At 63.3% G+C, this 20,747-nt stretch carries 22 protein-coding genes; 15 read left to right on the forward strand and 7 right to left on the reverse strand.

Annotation, left to right across the window (positions count from 1 at the left end):
- The first annotated feature begins 41 nt into the window (after positions 1-41).
- The 12 genes from FQU74_RS06900 to cysE all read left to right on the forward strand — a co-directional run bounded on the left by FQU74_RS06900 (position 42) and on the right by cysE (position 9,761).
- Positions 42-635, forward strand: a complete 594-nt coding sequence (locus tag FQU74_RS06900) for a head-tail connector protein (RefSeq protein ID WP_146285668.1) — start codon at positions 42-44, stop codon at positions 633-635.
- Entirely contained in the window at positions 632-970 is a 339-nt protein-coding gene (locus FQU74_RS06905) for a head-tail adaptor protein (RefSeq protein ID WP_146285669.1), read from the forward strand. Before FQU74_RS06900 ends, FQU74_RS06905 begins: the two co-directional genes overlap by 4 nt.
- Positions 967-1,359 (forward strand): DUF3168 domain-containing protein, encoded by a 393-nt coding sequence (locus tag FQU74_RS06910; protein ID WP_146285670.1) that lies wholly within the window; start codon positions 967-969, stop codon positions 1,357-1,359. Before FQU74_RS06905 ends, FQU74_RS06910 begins: the two co-directional genes overlap by 4 nt.
- Positions 1,360-1,433: 74 nt before the next feature.
- Positions 1,434-1,847 (forward strand): phage major tail protein, TP901-1 family, encoded by a 414-nt coding sequence (locus FQU74_RS06915; RefSeq protein WP_146285671.1) that lies wholly within the window; start codon positions 1,434-1,436, stop codon positions 1,845-1,847.
- Positions 1,847-2,167 (forward strand): gene transfer agent family protein, encoded by a 321-nt coding sequence (locus tag FQU74_RS06920; protein WP_146285672.1) that lies wholly within the window; start codon positions 1,847-1,849, stop codon positions 2,165-2,167. Before FQU74_RS06915 ends, FQU74_RS06920 begins: the two co-directional genes overlap by 1 nt.
- Complete coding sequence (locus FQU74_RS06925; RefSeq protein ID WP_146285673.1) at positions 2,164-2,391, forward strand: rcc01693 family protein; 228 nt, start codon at positions 2,164-2,166, stop codon at positions 2,389-2,391. Before FQU74_RS06920 ends, FQU74_RS06925 begins: the two co-directional genes overlap by 4 nt.
- On the forward strand, positions 2,369-3,022 hold the full coding sequence (locus tag FQU74_RS06930) for a phage tail tape measure protein (protein WP_146285674.1): 654 nt from the start codon (positions 2,369-2,371) through the stop codon (positions 3,020-3,022). The genes FQU74_RS06925 and FQU74_RS06930 overlap by 23 nt, the downstream gene beginning before the upstream one ends.
- 10 nt (positions 3,023-3,032) lie before the next feature.
- The gene (locus tag FQU74_RS06935) at positions 3,033-3,665 is read left to right on the forward strand and encodes a DUF2460 domain-containing protein (protein WP_146285675.1); all 633 of its coding nucleotides are present in this window, start codon (positions 3,033-3,035) and stop codon (positions 3,663-3,665) included.
- Positions 3,665-4,552, forward strand: coding sequence for a DUF2163 domain-containing protein (locus FQU74_RS06940; protein WP_146285676.1), 888 nt, complete (start codon positions 3,665-3,667; stop codon positions 4,550-4,552). Before FQU74_RS06935 ends, FQU74_RS06940 begins: the two co-directional genes overlap by 1 nt.
- Positions 4,549-4,989: an NlpC/P60 family protein gene (locus FQU74_RS06945; RefSeq protein WP_146285677.1), complete on the forward strand. Its 441-nt coding sequence runs from the start codon at positions 4,549-4,551 to the stop codon at positions 4,987-4,989. The genes FQU74_RS06940 and FQU74_RS06945 overlap by 4 nt, the downstream gene beginning before the upstream one ends.
- Complete coding sequence (locus FQU74_RS06950; RefSeq protein ID WP_146285678.1) at positions 4,990-8,886, forward strand: baseplate multidomain protein megatron; 3,897 nt, start codon at positions 4,990-4,992, stop codon at positions 8,884-8,886.
- Between the two features lie 62 nt (positions 8,887-8,948).
- A complete protein-coding gene (gene cysE / locus FQU74_RS06955) occupies positions 8,949-9,761 on the forward strand; it encodes a serine O-acetyltransferase (protein ID WP_146285679.1) in 813 nt (270 codons plus the stop codon).
- Positions 9,762-10,064: 303 nt separating this feature from the next.
- Here cysE and FQU74_RS06960 read toward each other — a convergent pair whose 3' ends face one another.
- The 5 genes from FQU74_RS06960 to FQU74_RS06980 all read right to left on the reverse strand — a co-directional run bounded on the left by FQU74_RS06960 (position 10,065) and on the right by FQU74_RS06980 (position 15,302).
- A complete protein-coding gene (locus FQU74_RS06960; protein WP_146285680.1) occupies positions 10,065-11,366 on the reverse strand; it encodes a pyruvate dehydrogenase complex dihydrolipoamide acetyltransferase in 1,302 nt (433 codons plus the stop codon).
- 11 nt (positions 11,367-11,377) lie between these two features.
- Positions 11,378-12,745, reverse strand: a complete 1,368-nt coding sequence (locus FQU74_RS06965; protein WP_146285681.1) for a pyruvate dehydrogenase complex E1 component subunit beta — start codon at positions 12,743-12,745, stop codon at positions 11,378-11,380.
- 14 nt (positions 12,746-12,759) lie between these two features.
- A complete protein-coding gene (pdhA, locus tag FQU74_RS06970) occupies positions 12,760-13,749 on the reverse strand; it encodes a pyruvate dehydrogenase (acetyl-transferring) E1 component subunit alpha (RefSeq protein ID WP_146285682.1) in 990 nt (329 codons plus the stop codon).
- A gap of 165 nt (positions 13,750-13,914) precedes the next feature.
- Complete coding sequence (locus tag FQU74_RS06975) at positions 13,915-14,211, reverse strand: FtsB family cell division protein (protein ID WP_146285683.1); 297 nt, start codon at positions 14,209-14,211, stop codon at positions 13,915-13,917.
- Positions 14,212-14,372: 161 nt separating this feature from the next.
- Complete coding sequence (locus FQU74_RS06980) at positions 14,373-15,302, reverse strand: class I fructose-bisphosphate aldolase (protein ID WP_146285684.1); 930 nt, start codon at positions 15,300-15,302, stop codon at positions 14,373-14,375.
- A gap of 329 nt (positions 15,303-15,631) precedes the next feature.
- Between FQU74_RS06980 and FQU74_RS19695 the strand changes: the two genes are divergently transcribed.
- A complete protein-coding gene (locus tag FQU74_RS19695; RefSeq protein WP_158635550.1) occupies positions 15,632-16,579 on the forward strand; it encodes a calcium-binding protein in 948 nt (315 codons plus the stop codon).
- 67 nt (positions 16,580-16,646) lie between these two features.
- On the opposite strand, the gene FQU74_RS06990 is transcribed toward FQU74_RS19695, so the two are convergent.
- Entirely contained in the window at positions 16,647-17,837 is a 1,191-nt protein-coding gene (locus tag FQU74_RS06990) for a phosphoglycerate kinase (RefSeq protein ID WP_146285686.1), read from the reverse strand.
- A 200-nt stretch (positions 17,838-18,037) separates the two neighbouring features.
- Between FQU74_RS06990 and FQU74_RS06995 the strand changes: the two genes are divergently transcribed.
- The gene (locus tag FQU74_RS06995; protein ID WP_146285687.1) at positions 18,038-18,625 is read left to right on the forward strand and encodes a pseudouridine synthase; all 588 of its coding nucleotides are present in this window, start codon (positions 18,038-18,040) and stop codon (positions 18,623-18,625) included.
- A 53-nt stretch (positions 18,626-18,678) separates the two neighbouring features.
- Positions 18,679-19,581 (forward strand): EamA family transporter RarD, encoded by a 903-nt coding sequence (gene rarD, locus FQU74_RS07000; RefSeq protein WP_146285688.1) that lies wholly within the window; start codon positions 18,679-18,681, stop codon positions 19,579-19,581.
- 6 nt (positions 19,582-19,587) lie between these two features.
- Here the strand turns inward: rarD and FQU74_RS07005 are convergent, their stop codons facing one another.
- Positions 19,588-20,688, reverse strand: a complete 1,101-nt coding sequence (locus FQU74_RS07005) for an anhydro-N-acetylmuramic acid kinase (protein WP_146285689.1) — start codon at positions 20,686-20,688, stop codon at positions 19,588-19,590.
- Positions 20,689-20,747 lie beyond the last annotated feature (59 nt).

Consider the following 20,747-nt stretch of genomic DNA (forward strand, 5'->3'; position numbering starts at 1 on the left):
CCGGCCTTGACTGGGGGATACGATCCTTTCGGGAGCCGATAATGATGTTGATCGAGCAGACAACAGTGCCAACGACCGCCCTGCCGCTGCAGGCCTTTAAGGATCACCTGCGATTGGGCACTGGCTTTGGGTCAGAGACCCTGCAGGATGGCTTGCTGGAGAGTCACCTGCGCGCCGCGATCGCGACGATCGAGGGGCGGATCGGCAAGGCACTTCTTACCCGCCGCTATAAACTGGTACTGGGTGACTGGCGCGATCCCGCAGGGCAGGCGCTGCCGGTCGCGCCGGTATCGGCGATTGTCGGTGTTGCGCTGGTCGACGCGCAGGGCACTGCAACAGCCGTGTCGTCCGCGCGCTATCGGCTGCGGGTCGACCGTCACCGGCCGCGCCTGGTGCCAGTGGGCAGCCTTCTGCCCTCGGTCCCATCCGAGGGGCAAGTCGAAGTGGAGTTTGAGGCTGGTTTCGGCGCGGGCTGGTCGGCCGTTCCGGCGGATCTTGCACAGGCCGTTCTGCTTCTCGCCGCCCAAGCCTATGAGCACCGCCACGACGGGCCGTCGCAGGCGCTCCCGCCTTCGGTGCAAACACTGATTGAGGGGTGGCGCAATGTGCGGGTTCTGGGTGGGGGTGCGGCATGATCGCGCCAAACCTGTCCCGTGCGCTGGTGCTTGAGGTCTGCGAGCAGGCACCCGATGGCGCCGGTGGTTTCACGACCCTCTGGCGTTCACTGGGCACACTCTGGGCCGAGGTACGGCCGGGATCCGGGCGCGAGGTCGCAGGGGTCGAGGTGACGCTTTCGACCGTTGCGATGCGGATCACGGTACGTGCTGCGCCTCAGGGCACTTCGGCGCGGCCCTGCGCCGGACAGCGGTTCCGCGAGGGAGATCGGCTGTTTGCCATTCTCGCGGTGGTAGAGGCCGATGCTGCGTGTCGCTACCTGACCTGCCACGTCCGAGAGGAGATCCCGGCATGAGCTACGGTTCCGCAGCCGCATTGCAGCAGGCCGTCTATCAGCGACTGGTTGACCATTTGCGCGATGTGCCGGTGCATGACGCCCTGCCACCGGGCGCGGGTGGCGGCAGTTTCGTCCTGCTGGGGCCCGAGGAAGCGACGAACGCGGGCGATGCGACAGGCGCAGGTGCGACGCACCGCTTTGTCGTCAGCGTGATTTCCGACGCCTCAGGCTTTCTGCAGGCAAAAGAGATTGCCGTCGCCGTTTCAGACGCGCTGGTCGATGCCCCGTTGATCTTGAGCCGCGGCCGACTTGTGGCCCTGCGCTTCATCAAGGCGCAGGCCCGGCGCGTCGATCAGGGCGGGGCGCGGCGGATCGATCTGCGCTTTGCCGCGCGGATCGAGGGCTAAGCAACAACCCATCGAGAACACTGGCGTCGAAGCCTGACCCTCGGCGCCCCGCATGGAAAAGATCGGAGAAATTCATGGCTGTGCAAAGCGGCAAGGACCTGCTGGTCAAGATCGACATCAACGGAAGCCGACAGTTCGAGACGGTGGCGGGGCTGCGCGCCTCACGCATCAGCTTCAACGCGGAAACGGTCGATGTGACCAGCCTTGAAAGCGCGGGCGGATGGCGCGAGTTGCTGGCGGGCGCGGGAATGCGCTCGGCCTCAATCTCGGGCTCGGGCGTGTTTCGCGACGCGGACACCGATGAGCGGGCGCGGCAGATCTTCTTTGACGGCGAAATGCCCGAGTTTCAGGTGGTGATACCCGACTTCGGGATCGTCGAGGGGCCGTTCCAGATCACCTCGATCGAATACGCCGGAAGCTACAATGGCGAGGCGACCTATGAGCTGACGCTCGCCTCGGCCGGGGCGCTGACCTTCACGGCGCTGTGATGGTGAACCCCTGGGCCGGAGAGGTGGCCGTTGTCATTGACGGTCAGCGCCATGTGGCAAAGCTCACACTGGGCGCGCTGGCAGAACTTGAGGCCGCGTTGGATGCAGGTGGTTTGATCGACCTGATCGAGCGGTTCGAGGGCGGCAGGTTCGGTGCGCGCGATGTGCTGGCGGTACTGGTTGCGGGGCTGCGCGGCGGCGGATGGCAAGGCGGCGCGGCTGAACTGCGTGCGGCCGAGGTCTCCGGTGGTGCAGTCGGGGCGGCGCGAGTTGCGGCCGAGCTTTTAGCCCGCGCCTTTGCCCCGCCAGATGCATCATGAACGCGCCCCGCAGGTTCGACTGGGCGGGCCTGATGCGGGCAGGGCTTCATGGCCTGCACCTCGGCCCAGAGGCCTTTTGGCGCCTGACGCCCATGGAGTTGCGGATCATGCTGGGCGTTGATGCCGCCCAGCCACCGCTGACGCGCGCGCGCCTGAATGAACTGGCGCGCGCCTATCCAGATATGAATACCGAGGATGGACATGGCGGAGACGGACACGTTTGAAGACCAGATCGCAGCGCTTGAGGCGACCTTTACTGGCGCGACGGATGTGGCCGCGACCTTTGAGGGAGAGTTGTCGCGGCTGCGCGAGAGCATGGTCTATACCGGGCGCGAGGTTGATCAACTCGCCTCGGGCCTCGGGCGCGGGCTGAGGGGTGCCTTTGACGATGTGGTGTTCGATGGCGCGCGCCTGTCTGATGCGCTGCGATCTGTCATGCAGTCGGTCATCGGTTCGGTCTATGCGATGGCGATGAGGCCTGCGCAGGATGCGGTGGGCGGTGTGCTGGCCAAGGGTCTGAACACGGCGATGAGCGCCTTCATGCCCTTTGCACAGGGGGGCCCTTTCTCGGCCGGTCGTGTCGTCCCGTTCGCGCAGGGTGGGGTTGTCTCTAGCCCGGTCAGCTTTCCGATGCGGGGTGCCACGGGCCTGATGGGTGAGGCGGGCCCCGAAGCGATCATGCCACTTGCGCGCGGTGCCGACGGCAGGTTGGGGGTGCAGGCCGCAGGTGCCGCCCGTCCGGTCACTGTCGTCATGAATATCTCGACGCCCGATGTGCAGGGGTTCCAACGCAGCCAGTCGCAGATCGCGGCGCAGGCCGGCCGCGTCATCGCGCGCGGCCAGCGCAACCGGTAAGGAGCGAAAGATGGGTTTTCACGAAGTGCGGTTCCCGGCTGCCCTGAGTTTCGGCTCGGTTGGCGGACCAGAGCGCAAGACCGAGATCGTCGCCCTCGTCAACGGCTATGAAGAGCGCAACACCCCGTGGGAGCATTCTCGCAGGCACTATGATGCGGGCCTTGGCCTGCGTTCGCTGGAGGATGTCGAGGCGCTGGTCGCGTTTTTCGAGGCGCGGCGTGGCCAATTGCACGGCTTTCGCTGGAAAGACTGGTCCGACTGGAAGTCAGCCGGGGCACTGGCCGAAATTACCGCATTTGACCAGACCCTCGGGGCCGGTGATGGCAAGACAACCCGGTTTCAGTTGACAAAAACCTATCGGTCAGGCGCGCAAAGCTATGTCCGGCCGATCCGCAAACCGGTCGAGGGTACTGTCCGGCTCGCCGTCGACCGCGATGTGAAGGTGCCGGGGCAAGAGTTTCAGGTGAACCACAGCACGGGCGAGATCACGTTCGAGAGCGCTCCGCCAAAGGGTGCCGTCATTCATGCCGGGTTCGAGTTCGACGTGCCGGTGCGCTTCGATACCGACCGCATCCTTGTCTCCATCGCTTCGTTCCAGGCGGGTGAGGTGCCGGACGTGCCCGTCGTCGAGGTGCGCATCTGATGTCGAAATCTGCCTTTCTTAGCCATCTCGCGACAGGGTCAACCACCGTCTGCCATGCCTGGGCGGTCATCCGGCGCGATGGAGTGCGGCTTGGTTTCACTGACCATGATCGAAGTTTTTCTTTCGATGACATCGAGTTCCGGGCCGACACTGGCATGACGGCGCGTGTCTTGCAGCAATCCACCGGGCTGTCGGTCGACAACACCGAGGCGATGGGCATGCTGAACGACGCCGCGATTGCCGACGATGACATTCTTGCCGGTCGCTTTGATCGGGCCGCAGTCAAGGTGTGGCTGGTGAACTGGGCCAACGTGAACCAGCGTATGCTGCGCTTTGCGGGAACGATTGGCGAAATCACCCGCTCGGCGGGAATGTTCAATGCCGAACTGCGTGGTTTGGCCGAGCCGCTGAACCAGCCGCAGGGGCGGATTTACCAGCGCGCCTGTTCGGCCGTTCTGGGCGATGCTCTGTGTCGGTTCCGGTTGAACGCAGAAGGGTATTCGGCGGTCCGCGTGATCAGGTCAATTGCCGAGGCGCGCGTTATCCGCTTGGCCGATCTGGGAGATTTTGACGATCGATGGTTTGAACGTGGCCGACTGATCGTGCAGGACGGCGTTGCGCATGGTCTGACCGGCGTCATCAAGGCCGACCGCAGGCTTGGCGGTGGCGCGCGCGAGATCGAGTTGTGGCAGGCGTTGTCCGTCGGCCCGAAGGAAGGGGATACCATCCGCATTGAGGCAGGTTGCGACAAGCGCGCCTCAACGTGCCGAGACAAGTTCAACAATTTCATGAACTTCAGCGGCTTTCCTCACATCCCCGGCGAAGACTGGATGACATCCTACCCGACCACGGGTACCGGTAATGACGGGGGAAGTTTGCTGAAATGACCCCCGAAGAACGCATCGTGGCCGAGGCACGATCCTGGGTAGGTACCCCCTATCAGCACCAATGTTCAACCAGAGGCGCCGGGACCGACTGCCTTGGCCTTGTGCGCGGGGTCTGGCGCGCGGTGATTGGTGCTGAACCTGAAGTCGTGCCGCCCTATACCCCGGACTGGGCCGAGCCTGCGGCGCAAGAGGTGTTGCTGGCAGCGGCGCTACGGTGTCTCTGCCCAAAGCCTGTGGGTGCATCGGCGCCGGGGGATGTGCTGCTCTTTCGGATGAATGACCGGGCCATTGCCAAGCACCTTGGCATCCAGAGCAGCCTGAACCCTGCGCGCTTCATCCATGCCTACACTGGGCATGGCGTCATCGAGAGCTCGCTTTCGCTGCCGTGGGAACGGCGCATCGCGGCGCGTTTTGCATTTCCGAAGGGAGCCTTTTGAATGGCAACGCTAGTGCTGTCAGCCGCAGGGGCGGCGATCGGGGCCGGGTTTGGTGGCACGGTGCTTGGCCTCTCGGGCGCCGTGATCGGGCGGGCGATCGGGGCCACTCTGGGGCGCGCCATCGACCAGCGGATTCTGGGCGGTGGGTCCGAGGCGGTCGAGATCGGGCGCGTGGAACGCTTTCGCCTGATGGGCGCGTCCGAGGGGGGCGCCGTGGCCGAAGTCTTCGGCCGGATGCGCGTTGCGGGCCAGGTCATCTGGGCCACCCGATTTCTTGAGAATAGCGCGACCAGCAGCAGCGGTGGCAAGGGTGCACCGGGGCGGCGGGCGACGACCTATTCCTATTCGGTCAGCCTCGCCATTGCGCTTTGCATTGGCGAGATCAACGGCATCGGGCGTATCTGGGCCGATGGAGCCGAGATTGCACCGGGTGATCTGAACCTGCGCCTTTATACCGGGACTGACAGCCAGCTGCCGGACCCCAAGATCGAGGCTGTCGAGGGGGTCGATCAGGCGCCCGCCTATCGCGGCATCGCCTATGTGGTGATCGAGGATCTGGATCTGGGGCGCTTTGGCAACCGCGTCCCGCAGTTCTCATTCGAGGTGGTACGCGAGGCCCAAGGCGCACTTGCAGACAAGGTCACCAATCTTCAGCAAACGATCCGCGGTGTCGCCCTGATCCCCGGAACGAGTGAATATGCGCTGGCTACAACCAAGGTGCATTATGGCGGCCAATGGACGGAACAGCGCGTCGCGAACACCAGTTCCGCCCGTGGTGTTACGGACTTTGCCGCCTCGCTTGATCAGTTGAGGGTCGAACTGCCGAATTGCCGCTCGGTCTCGGTGGTGGTTTCGTGGTTCGGGAACGAATTGCGCGCGGGGCGTTGCCAGATCCGCCCCAAGGTTGAGCAGAGCTATGAGGAAGGTGAAGGGCTCTCTTGGCGCGCGGGCGGTATTTCACGGCCCTATGCCCAGACCGTTCCGCAGGTCGACGGTGCGCCGGTTTATGGTGGAACGCCTGCCGATGACGCGGTGATCGAGGGCATCCGGGCGCTGCGTGATGCAGGTCGGGACGTCATGTTCTATCCCTTCATTCTGATGGAGCAACTGGCCGACAACGGGCTAGCCGATCCGTGGACCGGTGCAGCCGATCAGCCTGTTCTGCCTTGGCGTGGGCGGATCACGCTGGATCAGGCGCCGGGCCGTGAGGGCAGCAGCGACGGCACCCACGCGGCCGTGGCTGAGGTCGAGGCATTTTTCGGGACTGCCCAGCCTAGCGATTTCTCTGTTGAGGGGGACGCGATCCGCTACTCGGGGTCTGACGAGTGGGGATATCGACGCTTCATCCTGCACTACGCCCATCTCTGCGCGCTGGCAGGGGGGGTCGAGGCGTTTTGCATCGGGTCAGAACTGGTCTCGCTGACACAGATCCGGGGCCCCGAGCACAGCTTTCCGGCGGTCAACGCGCTGCGGGCACTTGCGACCGATGTGCGCGCCATCCTCGGCCCGCAAACGCGGATTTCCTATGCTGCGGACTGGTCAGAATACTTTGGCTACCACAAGGATGGGAATGTCTACTTCCATCTCGATCCGCTGTGGGCTGATCCAAACATCGACTTCATCGGCATCGACAATTACATGCCCCTGTCCGATTGGCGCGACGGCGAGCGCCATCAGGATGCCGCGTGGGGATCGATCTACAACCTCGAATATCTGAAGGCCAATGTGGCGGGTGGCGAAGGGTACGACTGGTACTACGACAGCGACGAAGGTGCGGCCGCACAATACCGCAAGCCCATCACGGACGGCGCCCATGGCGAGCCTTGGGTGTTTCGTTACAAGGACATTCGCGGCTGGTGGTCGAACCTGCACCACAATCGTATCAATGGAACCCGGCAAGCCGAGCCAACTGACTGGGTGACACGTTCAAAGCCCATCTGGTTTACCGAGTACGGCTGCGCGGCCATCGACAAGGGGGCGAACCAGCCTAACAAGTTCCTCGATCCTAAGTCCTCGGAATCAACCTTGCCGCGTTTTTCGGATGGCCGCCGAGACGACCTCATGCAAATGCAATATCTGATCGCGATGCATGACTACTGGACTGACGCGGCGAACAATCCGGTCTCGCCGGTCTACGAGAAGCCCATGGTCGATTGGGCGCATGCCCACGCCTGGGCATGGGACGCGCGTCCGTTTCCTGTATTCCCCGGCCGGGCCGACCTCTGGAGCGATGGTGGCAACTATGCGCGCGGCCACTGGCTGACCGGGCGTGCAAGCAGCCAGCCTCTTGCCGCCGTGGTGTCCGAACTTTGCGAGCGGGCGGGTGTCACCACGATAGATGTGAGCGGTCTGCATGGCGTGGTGCGCGGCTATATCGCCGAGCAGATCGGCACCCCGCGCGCTGCCCTGCAAAGCCTGATGCTATCGCATGGGTTCGATGCAATCGACCGCGACGGGGTTTTGCGGTTTCGCATGCGCAGCGGAACGCGCGATCAGGTGATCGATGGCGAGGCCCTTGCCCGAACGGCGGAACTTGATGCGCCCGTACAGTTTACCCGGCAGTCAGAAGCTGAGCTGGTCGGGCAGGTGGTTGTCGGCCATTTCGACGCCGAGGCCGATTTCGAGATGCGCCAGTCCGAGGCGCGCTTCCCCGACGACGCCGTGATGGGCATTTCGCAGACAGACCTGCCGCTGACCTTGACCCCGTCGGAAGGCGCAGCCATCGCCGAGCGTTGGCTGGCAGAGTCGCGGATCAGTCGTGATACCGCGCGCTTTGCCCTGCCGCGATCGATGGCGCATCTGGGCGCGGGCGATGTGGTGGAGCTTTCCGGGCAACGCTGGCGCATCGACCGGGTTGAACAGGCCGAGGCACTGCTTGTCGATGCCGTCAGGACCGAGGCCGCAGTCTATGTGCCTGCAGTCTACACCGAGGACCCGCCCGAGGTGCGCAGTGTGCCGCCGCAGTTTCCGGTGATGCCGGTGTTCATGGACTTGCCGCTCCTTGCCGAGGACGATGCGCCGCATGCCCCTTATCTTGCGGTGTCCGCCCGACCGTGGCGTGGTCCGGTTGTGGTCTGGTCGGCGGATTTTGATTTCGGCTATGCGCCGAACGTGACGGCCTATGCCCCCGCGACAGTTGGCATTACCGAGACTGCGCTGGCGGCGGCGGCTGCGGGTCGCTGGGACAGATCGAGCCGGCTGCGTTTGCGCTTGCGCTCGGGCGTGTTGAGCTCACGTTCGGAGCCGACGGTTCTGAATGGCGCCAATGCCGTGGCAATCGGCAATCCGGAAACCGGGCAGTGGGAAGTGTTGCAATTCGCAAAGGCCGAGCTTGTGGCGCACCGGACCTATGAGGTTTCGATGTTGCTGCGCGGCCAATTGGGAACCGATGGGGCAATGCCCGCAATCTGGCCCGAAGGCAGCGTCGTCGTTCTGCTGGACCGATCGCTCTTGCAGGTGCAGATACCAAGTTCGGCACGCGGGTTGACGCGCAACTATCGGTTGGCGCCTGCCAATGTCAGTATCACCGACGCCGAGTCGCAGCATTTTGAACTGGCCTTCGATGGCAATGGCCTGCGCCCCTATGCACCTGTGCATCTGCGTGCAGCACCTTCAGGTGGCGGAGTTCAGATAACCTGGATTCGCCGCACGCGGATCGACGGCGACAGTTGGGCCTCGACCGAAGTTCCGCTCGGCGAAGAGGTGGAGAACTATCTCGTAAAGGTCCGGCAGGGTCAAAAGGTTCTTCAAAGCGTGACCGTCAGCGACCCGCAATGGCACTACAGTGCCGCCGAAATGGAGGACGATGGCGCAAGTGGCGATGTGGTGATCGAGGTTTCGCAGGTTTCCGCCCGCTTTGGTCCCGGCCCGGCAGCCCGGCTGGAACTGGCCTTGTAAGCGGGGTGGCTGTTCCAGACATTCGCGCTATAATACGAGGTAACGACGCAACGGAGCGAGCCATGGCCGAGATCAAACAGAAAGTCGCCGCGATTGACCCTGTCTGGTCGCGCGTCTGCGAAGAGGCAATCGCGGCCATTGCCGCCGAGCCATTGCTTGGCGGCTTGGTACACTCCAGCCTGCTGCATCACCCGACAATGGAGCGTGCGCTGGCCTACCGCTTTTCGCTGAAGCTTGCGAGCGGCGAGATGAGTGAACAAATCCTGCGCGAGATCGCCGATGAGGCCTATTCCTCTGACCCTTCACTGGGTCAGGCCGCGCGGGCCGATGTCATGGCGGTGTTCGATCGTGACCCTGCATGCCACCGGTTCCTGCAGCCGATCCTGTTCTTCAAGGGCTATCAGGCGGTGCAGGCCTATCGCGTCGGCCACTGGCTGTGGCGGCAAGGTCGGCAGGACATGGCGTATTTCGTGCAAATGCGCGTGTCCGAGGTGTTTGGCGTCGATATCCACCCGGCGGCCCGTGTGGGTAAGGGCATCATGATCGACCACGCCCATTCCATCGTGATCGGTGAAACAGCTGTCGTGGGTGACAACGTCTCGATGCTGCATTCGGTCACGCTTGGCGGCACCGGCAAGGAAGATGGCGACCGCCATCCCAAGATCGGCGACGGCGTGTTGATCGGGGCAGGGGCCAAGGTTCTGGGTAACATCCGCATCGGACACTGCTCACGCATCGCGGCAGGATCGGTCGTGCTGCACGACGTGCCGCCCAAGACCACTGTCGCCGGTGTTCCGGCCAAGGTGGTCGGAGAGGCAGGGTGTTCGCAGCCCTCGATGAGCATGGACCAGATACTGAAGAACTGCGACTGCTGAACGGGCGCGCCAGTTTTAGATATCTCGTCTCCAAACTTAGCGCTGATTAGTGGACCATAGTCGATGTAACAGGGGGCGGGACCGACACTGAAAGCCTTAATACTGCTCCTGAGGATGATCTTGTATGTCCTCGCAGGGTTCGGACTATGGTACCTGTACATTCAAACACAATGGGACCGTTGCCTCGATCAGGGTGGGCGTTGGATCCACTCGGCTCATGAGTGTGACCGAAGCGACGAATAGCCTAACAGACAAACAAAAAAGCCCCGGAGTTTCCTCCGGGGCTTTCTGTTGTTGCGCCGTTCAGGCGAGCATGGTCATCGGGTTTTCAAGGTTCTCGATGATCGCCTTCAGGAACTCGGCCCCAAGTGCGCCATCGATCACCCGGTGATCCACCGACAGGGTCATCGACATCACGGTGGCCACGACAATCTCGCCTGCCTTGTTGACGACGGGCTTCTTCACACCCGCACCAACGGCGAGGATCGATGCCTGCGGCGGGTTGATCACCGCGTCGAAGTTGTCGATCCCCATCATCCCGAGGTTCGAAATCGCAAAGCTGCCGCCCTGATATTCATGCGGGGCAAGTTTCTTCGACTTTGCACGACCGGCGAGGTCCTTCATCTCGGCCGACAGTGCCGAGAGCGACTTCTTGTCGGCATCGCGCAGCACTGGCGTGAACAGCCCGCCCTCAATGGCCACAGCCACAGCCACGTCCGACGGCTTCATCTTCAGCACCCGGTCACCCGCCCAGACGGCATTGCAGTCGGGAACCTTTTGCAGGGCCAGCGCACAGGCCTTGATGATGAAATCGTTGACCGAGAGCTTCACGCCGCGACCTTCGAGCGATTTGTTCAGCTGCTCGCGGAAGGCCATCAGCGTATCCAGTTGCACCTCGCGCCGGAGGTAGAAGTGCGGGATGGTCTGCTTGGCCTCGGTCAGACGTGCGGCGATCGTGCGGCGCATGCCATCGAGGGTGATCTCCTGGTACTCGCGGTCGGCATAAAGCTTCTTGACCGCATCCGCGGACGGCGCCGACGGGGCAGCAGCCGCAGCGGGGGCAGCAGCCGGAGCGGCAGCCGCCGCCGCGGGCGCAGCCTTGGGCGCGGCAACCGCGCCCTCGACATCCGCCTTCACGATCCGGCCATGGGGGCCAGATCCCTTGACCGCCGTCAGATCGAGGCCCTTTTCGGCGGCGATCCGGCGGGCGAGCGGCGAGGCGAAGACCCGTGCGCCACCAGCGGCAACCGGGGCCGCCGGGGCTGGGGCTGCCGACGCCGCAGCGGGTGCCGCCACCGCAGCCGGGGCTGCCGGGGCAGCGGGCGCGGCAGCAGGGGTCGCCGCCGCCGCCGAGGCATCCTCGCCATCTTCCAGAAGGACCGCGATCGGGGTGTTCACTTTCACCCCGGCGGTGCCCTCAGCCACAAGGATCTTGCCGATCACGCCTTCATCGACGGCCTCGAACTCCATCGTGGCCTTGTCGGTTTCGATCTCGGCGAGGACCTGACCGGATTTCACCTCGTCGCCTTCCTTCACCAGCCATTTGGCCAGCGTGCCTTCCTCCATCGTGGGCGAAAGAGCGGGCATCAGTACTTGAATTGCCATGTCCTGGACCCTCAGCGATAGCAGACGGATTTCACGGCATCGACCACTTCGGCGGTCGTCACCAGCGCAAGTTTCTCAAGGTTGGCCGCATAGGGCATCGGCACGTCCTTGCCGCACAGGTTGATCACGGGGGCGTCCAGATAGTCGAAGGCGCGTTCCATGATCACTGCCGACAGATGGTTGCCGATGGACCCCACCGGGAAGCCCTCTTCCACCGTCACGCAGCGGTTGGTCTTCATCACGCTGGCCAGCACGGTGTCATAGTCGATGGGCCGCAGCGTGCGCAGGTCGATGACCTCGGCGCTGATTCCATCGGCAGCCAGTTTGTCGGCAGCCTCCAGTGCATAGGTCATGCCGATGCCGAAGCTGATGATGGTCACATCCGTGCCCTCGCGCCAGACACGGGCCTTGCCGAAGGGGATGGTGAAATCGGCCAGGTCCGGCACCTCGAACGAGCGTCCATAAAGGATCTCGTTTTCAAGGAAGATCACGGGGTTCGGGTCGCGGATTGCCTGTTTCAGCAGGCCTTTGGCGTCGGCTGCCGAATAGGGCATCACCACCTTCAGGCCCGGCAGCGCGGCGTACCATGCGGCATAGTCCTGGCTGTGCTGTGCGCCCACGCGGGCGGCGGCGCCATTGGGGCCACGGAACACGATCGGGCAACCCAGCTGGCCGCCGGACATGTAATTGGTCTTGGCGGCCGAGTTCACGATGTGGTCAATCGCCTGCATCGCGAAGTTGAAGGTCATGAACTCCACAATCGGGTTCAGACCACCCCAGGCCGCACCAACCGCGATACCGGCAAAGCCGTGCTCGGTGATCGGCGTGTCGATGACGCGCTTGGGGCCGAACTCGTCTAGCAGACCTTGGCTGATCTTGTAGGCGCCTTGATATTCGCCAACTTCCTCACCCATGAGGAAGACATTGCCATTGCCGCGCATTTCCTCGGCCATGGCCTCGCGCAGGGCTTCCCGCACGGTCATCGTCTTCATCGGCGTGCCTTCGGCCCAATCGGGCGAGGCCTTGGAGACAACAGCGACCGGCGCCGCAGGGGCGGCAGCCGCCGCAACCGGTGCAGGCGCGGCAGCCGCCGCAGGGGCAGGGGCCGCGGCAGCGGGGGCCGCATCGGCGCTTTCGCCTTCCTCGACCAGAACGGCGATGGGGGTGTTCACCTTCACGCCCGCCGAGCCTTCGGCGACGAGGATCTTGCCGACGATGCCTTCATCGACGGCCTCGAACTCCATCGTGGCCTTGTCCGTTTCGATCTCGGCGATGATCTGGCCGGATTTGACGGTGTCGCCTTCCTTCACCAGCCATTTGGCCAGCGTGCCTTCCTCCATGGTCGGCGAAAGCGCGGGCATAAGTACCTGAGTTGCCATGTCTTTCCCCTCCCTTAGGCGTAAATGTCGGTCCAAAGCTCGCTCAGCGCGGGCTCGGGGCTTTCTTTCGAGAACTCGGCGGCCTCATTCACGATGGCCTTGATCTCGCGGTCGATGGCCTTCAGATCCTCGTCCGAGGCGAGGCCACCTTGCGTCAGCAGGTCGCGGATATGCTCGATGCAGTCCTTCTCGGTCTTGATCTTCTCGACCTCTTCGCGCGTCCGGTATTTGGCCGGGTCGGACATCGAGTGACCGCGATAGCGGTAGGTCATCATCTCAAGGATATACGGACCCTTGCCTGCGCGGCAGTGCGCGATGGCCTTTTCGGCGGCGGCCTTCACGGCCAGAACATCCATGCCGTCAACCTGCTCGCCCGGAATGCCATAGGCGAGGCCACGGCCATAGAGCGTAGCCGACTTGGTGGCGCGCTTCATGCTGGTGCCCATGGCATACTGGTTGTTCTCGATGACAAAGATCACCGGAAGGCCCCAGAGTTCCGCCATGTTGTAGGTCTCATAGACCTGACCCTGGTTGGCCGCACCGTCGCCGAAATAGGTGAAGGTGACGTTGTCGTTGCCCTTGTACCAGTCAGAGAAGGCAAGGCCCGCGCCAAGCGGAACCTGCGCGCCGACGATACCGTGGCCGCCGTAGAAATGCTTCTCGCGGCTGAACATGTGCATCGAGCCGCCTTTGCCCTTGGAATAGCCGCCGATGCGCCCGGTCAGTTCCGCCATCACCCCCTTGGGGTCCATGCCGCAGGCCAGCATATGGCCGTGGTCACGGTACGAGGTCAGGCGCTTGTCGCCGTCCTTCGTCGCGGCCTCAAGCCCCACGACGACCGCTTCCTGCCCGATGTAAAGGTGGCAGAAACCGCCGATCAGACCCATGCCGTAAAGCTGGCCTGCCTTCTCCTCGAACCGTCGGATCAGCAGCATCTCGCGGTAATACTTGAGAAGTTCCTCTTTCGAGACATTGGGTCTCTCCGGCGCCTTCCTGGTGGCCATGCGGCTCCCTCCCGTGGTGCAGATAGTTCAGCGTTAAACTATCGGCACTTTATCGGAGAAATAAGGGCTGACGCAAGGAAAACTCTCGCCGCAGCGCGGCAAGGTCTATGGGGTCGAGTTACAGGAGTTGCCGCCGTGATCCGAGGGCAGGCGTCTCGTGAAGTATCAGCGGATCACAATCTCATCGGCGCGGATATAGCCCAGCACTTCGCGCACCTGTTCATCCAGCAGATCGAGGTCGAGATAGGCGTCTGACAGCCGATAGGTGCGATTGTTCAGTTCTTCGAGTTCAGCCTTCAGCCGGTCGCGTTCAGCAACAAGTTGCGCTGCCTCTGCCTTGATTTGCACGCGGCGAAAGACGCCAAAGTCGCCCTGAACGGCAGCAAATGCGAAGTAGAACCCAAGCACAAGGGCAAGGGCAAAGATCATCAGACTGGCAATCGAAAAGCGTTGGGTCTTCATGCTCGGCTCAAACCTCACCCCTCATCCGCGGGGGCGTTGGAACGGACTATGCCATGCAGGAAGATGCTTGGGAATTCGCAATATTTCTAGGCGCCACGATTTTTCGCGCCCTGTTGCGAAAGGTAAAGGGGCAGCGCCATGCGCCGCCCCTTCGATCTGGATCAGGCCTTGCCCTTGTAGATGTCGACCAGCTTGCCAAGCATCGCCAGGGCATCCTCGCGCGAGCGCTGGAAGCTGTTGCGCCCGATGATGGAGCCGTTGCCGCCGCCGGCGAGAATCGCCCGCGCATCGTCGTAAACCGCATCTGCGCCTTTGGCTGCGCCGCCCGAGAAGACGATGATCCGGCGGCCATTGAAGCTGGCCTGGACGCAGTGCTTCACCCGCGCAGCAAGGGTCGAGATGTCGATCTCTTGCTTTTCGTAGACCTTCTTGGCCTCGGGCTGCATCAGATGGTCGGTCGACAGTTTGATCTTGATGATATGCGCACCCAGCAGGGCCGCGATATGGGCGGCATAGGCTGCCACGTCGACGGCCGTCTCTCCATCCTTGGTCACCGCCTCACCGCGCGGATAGGACCAGATCACCGTGGCGATCCCCTTGGAGGCCGCTTCCTTGCGCATCTCCACGATCTCTTCGAACATGTCGAGCGCGCAGTCCGAGCCCGGATAGATCGTAAAGCCGATGGCCGCGCAGCCAAGGCGCAGCGCGTCATCGACGCTGGCGGTGATGGCCTGATTCTTGCCGGCGGTCTCGCTCATCAGGCTGTTGGCGCTGTTGACCTTCAGGATCGTGGGGATCTGGCCGGCATAGGTATCGGCGCCAGCCTCCAGCGGGCCAAGCGGTGCAGCATAGGCGGAAAGACCTGCGTCAATCGCGAGTTGATAGTGATAGTGCGGGTCATAGCCGGCCGGATTCGGCGCAAAGCTGCGCGCGGGGCCATGTTCGAAACCCTGATCGACCGGCAGGATGATCATCTTGCCAGTGCCGCCCAGCTTGCCCTCCATGAGCATACGGCAGAGGTTGCCCTTCACCCCCGCATTCTCACCTTCGTAATAGCTCAGGATTTTCTGCACCTGCTTGGTGGCGCGCATGAGGAATGCTCCTTTGTCAAACTGTCGGTTCGGGTCCGGCCTGTTCGGAGGCCGCGCCATACTGGCGTGAACCAGTGATGCCCTAGCCAAAGTGCCGGGATCACGCAACTTTGATAGCGCTAACGTGCAGGGTTGGAAACAATCTGTCCCTTACCGTACGGCAGGCGGCATGGACATTGGATGTTCACTGTCACCGCGCTGCTTCTGCTTGCCGTTTTCCATCGTGTTGAAACGTAATGCGGATTGCGCCGTTACAAGCGGGCAGCCATTGTCCTGTCGAATTGTGCGGGGCTGGCGCTGGCCTGCTGTATGTGACCGGGGATTTAAGGATGACCATTTCTGCGACGACCAAGTTCATTCGTCAGGGGCTTGAACTTGATCGGTATGACGGCGCTCTGGCTGGTGACATCGTCAAGCAGGGCGACAAGGGTTTGCTGATCGACTTTGGGGGCAACAAACTGCGTCTTCTGGGCGACTTTGACTATCGCAACGGCGAAGCGACCGGCACGATCGACACGATCCGGCTGGAGGTGATGAACACGATCGACGGTGTGGCCGTCCGCCGCCCGGTCTTCACGATCCGTGAGCTTGGCTATGACGCGCAGGATCTGCTCGACCTGCTTCAGGAGAGCACCGGTGCCGAACTCTTCGCGACGATCTTTTCCGGGGACGACTGGATCGCAGGGTCCAGATGGCGTGACCGGATCGATGGCTTCGACGGAGATGACCGGCTCTTCGGCGGCGCCTTTGCCGACAGTCTCTTCGGTGGTCGGGGAAATGACCGTCTGTTCGGCGCGGATGATGGGGATGTCCTGCGGGGCGACGCGGGCCGTGACCTGCTGGAGGGCGACGGCGACAACGACGGGTTGCTGGGCGGTACAGGCGCCGATCAGCTGCGCGGCGAGACCGGCGATGACACCCTGCGCGGCGATGCGGGCCACGATCTTCTGGTCGGGGGCAAGGGTAACGACACCCTGATCGGCGGTGCGGGCAACGACTCGTTGCGCGGGATGGAGGGCGAAGACGTCTTCGTCTTCCGCCCGGGGTTTGGTCAGGACCGAATCCACCTCTTCACGACCGAGGATTCGCTTGTTCTGGACGACAGCTTTTTCGCAGGCGGTCGGACGGCGGAAGATATTGTCGCCGACTTTGGACAAGTGCTTGAGGGCGGCATCCTGATCGACTTTGGCGCCAACGATATTTTCGTGGGCGATATTGCCGATCCAGCCCAGCTTGCGAACCGCATCCGGTCCTACAGCGAATTCTTTGGCGCCTGATCAGGCGGCCTGCACAGGCAGACAATCGGAAACCCGCGCAAGATTGCGCGGGTTTCGTTTTCTCCTGTCACCCCATCAGGGCTGCAACGCCCGGAAGTTCCTTGCCTTCCATCCACTCGAGGAAAGCGCCGCCGGCGGTAGAGATGAAGCTGAAGCTGTCTGCGGCATTGGCCTTGTTCAGTGCTGCAACCGTATCACCGCCTCCGGCAACGGAGACCAGCCCGCCAGCCTTGGTCAGCTCTGCCGCACGGCGTGCGGCGGCGTTGGTCGCGGCATCGAAGGGTTCGATCTCGAACGCGCCCAGCGGGCCGTTCCAGATCAGGGTCTTGGCCTCACCAAAGACCTTTGCGATCTCGGCCACCGTGGCCGGACCCGCATCGAGGATCATGGCATCGGCCGGACAGGCATCCGCCGCGACCGTCTCATTGGCGGCCCCTGCCTTGAATTCACGTGCGACCACAACATCGATGGGCAAGTGAATGCGGCAGCCTGCAGCCTCGGCCTTGGCAAGGATTTCACGCGCGGTATCGGCCATGTCGCGTTCGGCAAGGCTCTTGCCCACCTCGATGCCCTTGGCGACGAGGAAGGTGTTGGCCATACCCCCGCCGATCACCAGATGATCGACCTTGCCGACCAGATTGCCCAGAAGGTCGAGCTTCGTGGATACCTTGGCGCCGCCGACGACCGCCACCACCGGGCGCAGCGGGGTGCCGAGTGCTGCCTCCAGCGCCTTCAGCTCTGCTTCCATCAGCCGGCCTGCCGCTGCGGGCAGCAGATGCGCGATACCGGCGGTCGAGGCATGGGCGCGGTGCGCGGCCGAGAAGGCGTCATTCACATAGACATCGCCCAGATCTGCCATCTGTTGCGCCAGACCGGCGTCGTTCTTTTCCTCGCCCGGATGGAAGCGGGTGTTCTCAAGCAATACAACTTCGCCGACGCCGGCCGAGGCGATCGCCGCCCTTGCGACCTCACCCACGCAATCCGCACCAAACACCACCTTGCGGCCAAGCGCCGTCTCCAGTGCCGGGGCGACGCGTGAAAGGCTCATCTCTGGCACGACCTTGCCCTTTGGCCGGTCGAAATGCGCCAGAAGCACAGGTTTGCCGCCCTTGGACAGAATGTCATTGACGGTCGGCACGATCTTCTCGATCCGTGTCGCATCGGTAACAACGCCGTTTTCCATCGGTACGTTGATGTCCACCCGGGTCAGAACGACCTTCCCGTTCAGATCCATGTCGTCAAGCGTCTTCCAGGCCATCCGGTCCTCCTCGCATCTGTTGCCCCTGTTTCGGCCGAAGTTCCTCTGACGTCAACCATATCGAGGCAACGGAAAGTTGGCGCCCAGGCGTCAGCCTTCTTCTTTTCCCAAATATCCTCGGGGGGTGAGGCGCGGCACGCGCCGAGGGGGGCAGACAGCACCCCTTTCGGAGCCACAGGTTTCCGGGCTATTCATCGGGGATGGCGCGGCTGATCCTTCTGAACAAACCTTATGATATGCTTTGTCAGTTCACCGACAAGGGCACGGTCGGGACCGCGCGCCGGACGCTCTCGGACGTGTTGCCGGTCAAGGGTGTCTATCCGGCAGGCAGGCTTGACCGTGACAGCGAAGGGCTGGTGCTGCTGACGGACGACGGGCGCCTGCAGGCCCGCATCGCGGACCCTGCGCACAAGATGGCCAAGACCTACCTGGTGCAGGTCGAAGGCGTGCCTGACGCCGCCGCTTTGGCGCGGCTGCGGGCGGGGGTCACCTTGAACGACGGACCGACTCGCCCGGCCGAGGTGCGCGCGGTGCCCGCGCCGGATTGGCTCTGGCCGCGCGACCCGCCGATCCGCGTGCGCCAGTCCGTGCCCGACAGCTGGGTCGAACTTACGATCCGCGAGGGGCGCAACCGTCAGGTCCGCCGCATGACAGCCGCCGTGGGGTATCCCACCTTGCGCCTGATCCGCCTGCGGGTGGGAGAGTGGTCGCTGGATGGCCTGTCGCCCGGCGCGTGGCGGGATGCGCCCTTGCCTGATGACCCCCTGCCTCGTCGGCCGAAATTGTGACCGGGACAAGATAGCCGTGGTCTCGGCCGTGGTGAAAGCTTAGGCAATTGCGCATGAGCCAGATCGCCGCCCCGACAGAGAATACGGACTCGCCCCGCGGACTTGCCTTCGCGCTGACTGCCTATGTGCTGTGGGGGTTCCTGCCGCTTTACATGAAGGCGCTCTCTGATGTGCCGGTGCTTGAGGTTCTGGCGCATCGCGTGATCTGGTCGGTGCCGGTGGCCGGGCTGATCCTGATCTGGCTTGGGCGCACCAACGATTTGCGTGTGGCGATGGGCAATCCGCGCATGCTTGCCATGGGCGCGCTGACGGCCGCGCTGATCGTGTGCAACTGGGGCATCTATGTCTGGGCTGTGCAACACGGCTTCGCGCTGGATGCAGCCCTTGGGTATTACATCAATCCGCTCGTCTCGATTGGTGTCGGCGCAATCGTCCTGCGTGAGCCGCTGAACCGTCTGCAGTTGCTGGCCATTGCGCTTGCTGCGCTCGCCGTCGCCGTCCTGACGTGGGAGGCAGGAACCTTGCCGGTTCTCGCGCTTGGCATGACACTGTCATGGGCCGCATATGCCTTTGCCAAGAAGCAGCTTCCGATCGGCCCCAATCAGGGCTTCATGCTGGAAGTGCTGATCCTGTTGCCCGTGGCAATCGGCTATGTGATCTGGGCGCAGTTGACGGGCAATGCCCGTTTCATGGCCGGTCATCCGGTCGACACGGTGCTTCTGGCCTGCGCGGGCGTAGTGACGGCAATCCCGCTGATCCTTTATGCCAACGGGGCCAAGCTCCTGCGGCTTTCGACGATTGCGATCCTGCAATACGTCTCACCCACACTGATCTTTCTCGTCGCGGTCTTTGTCTTTGGCGAACCCTTCGGCACCGCCAAGATGATCGCTTTCCCGCTGATCTGGGCAGCGCTCATCGTCTATAGCGCCGGCATGTTTCGTCAGAGACGGGTCTGAGCGCAGTCAAGTGCCGGGGGTAGAGATCCTGCCGCCACCAACCAGCGCCGGAACGCCTGTCGTTGACGGGCCCGAGGTGGGAAGCCCACGGGCCACACGCACGGCGAGATAGGCAAATGCCTGCGCCTCGATCATGTCACCGTTCAGCCCGGCCGCTTCCACGGCCTCGACCGGGCAGGGCAGGAGCGCTGCCAGATCGCGCATCAGCGTGGCGTTGTGTCGCCCACCACCGCAGACCAGCACGCGCGAGACCGGGGCAGGGAAATGCTCGAACGCGCGCGCGACAGATTCGGCTGCGGCGCGGGTAAGGGTCGCTGCCGCATCGGCATCGGAAAGTTCTGCGACCGCCTCCAGAAGTCCTGCAAAGTCGTCACGATCAAGCGACTTGGGCGGCATGCGGAAGAAATAGGGATGCTTCAGGAACTCGGCCACAATAGCAGCATCAGCGGTACCTGTTGCGGCCAGCGCGCCGGCGTCGTCGCGCATTTCACCGCGGCGCGCGCGCATCAGGTCGTTGATCGGGGCGTTCGCGGGGCCCGTGTCGAAGGCAAGGCATGCGCCGTCATCCTCGGCCCGCGCGCAGCGGGGATCGACCCACGTGACATTGCCGACACCCCCAAGGTTGAGGAACGCAAGCGGTGCCTCGGCCCCGAGGCGGCGAGCGAGGGCGAAGTGAAAGAACGGCACGAGTGGCGCCCCCTGTCCGCCAAGGGCCACGTCGCTGCTGCGAAAGTCCCAGACCACGGGCACGCCCAGAACCTCGGCCAGAACTGCGCCGGATCCTGCCTGATGGGTGCGGCCATGGGCGGGGTCATGCGCCAGTGTCTGCCCGTGAAAGCCGACGAGTGCTGCCGACCCGAACTGTGACATCAGTTCGGCATGGGCCGCCTCGACCACCTCGGCCGCCGCCTCTACCTCTGGTGCGCCCGGCCAATGGCCCAGCGCTGCGCGCAGAATCGCCTGCTCTTCCTCGTCATAGGGTCGATAGGCGGATTCGCCGAGGTCGAGGATGCGTTCGCCATCGGTCAGCACCATGGCCGCATCAACCCCGTCAAGCGAGGTGCCTGACATGGCTCCCAGTGCCCAGATCGGCTCTGCCTTCTGCATGGTTGCCCCCAAAGCACTTTCCCTTGGCCGACCGCATCGTTATACGGCTTTCTGCGTCA

Origin of the sequence: Gemmobacter aquaticus, from assembly GCF_007859075.1 — a bacterium.
Taxonomy (GTDB): domain Bacteria; phylum Pseudomonadota; class Alphaproteobacteria; order Rhodobacterales; family Rhodobacteraceae; genus Gemmobacter; species Gemmobacter aquaticus.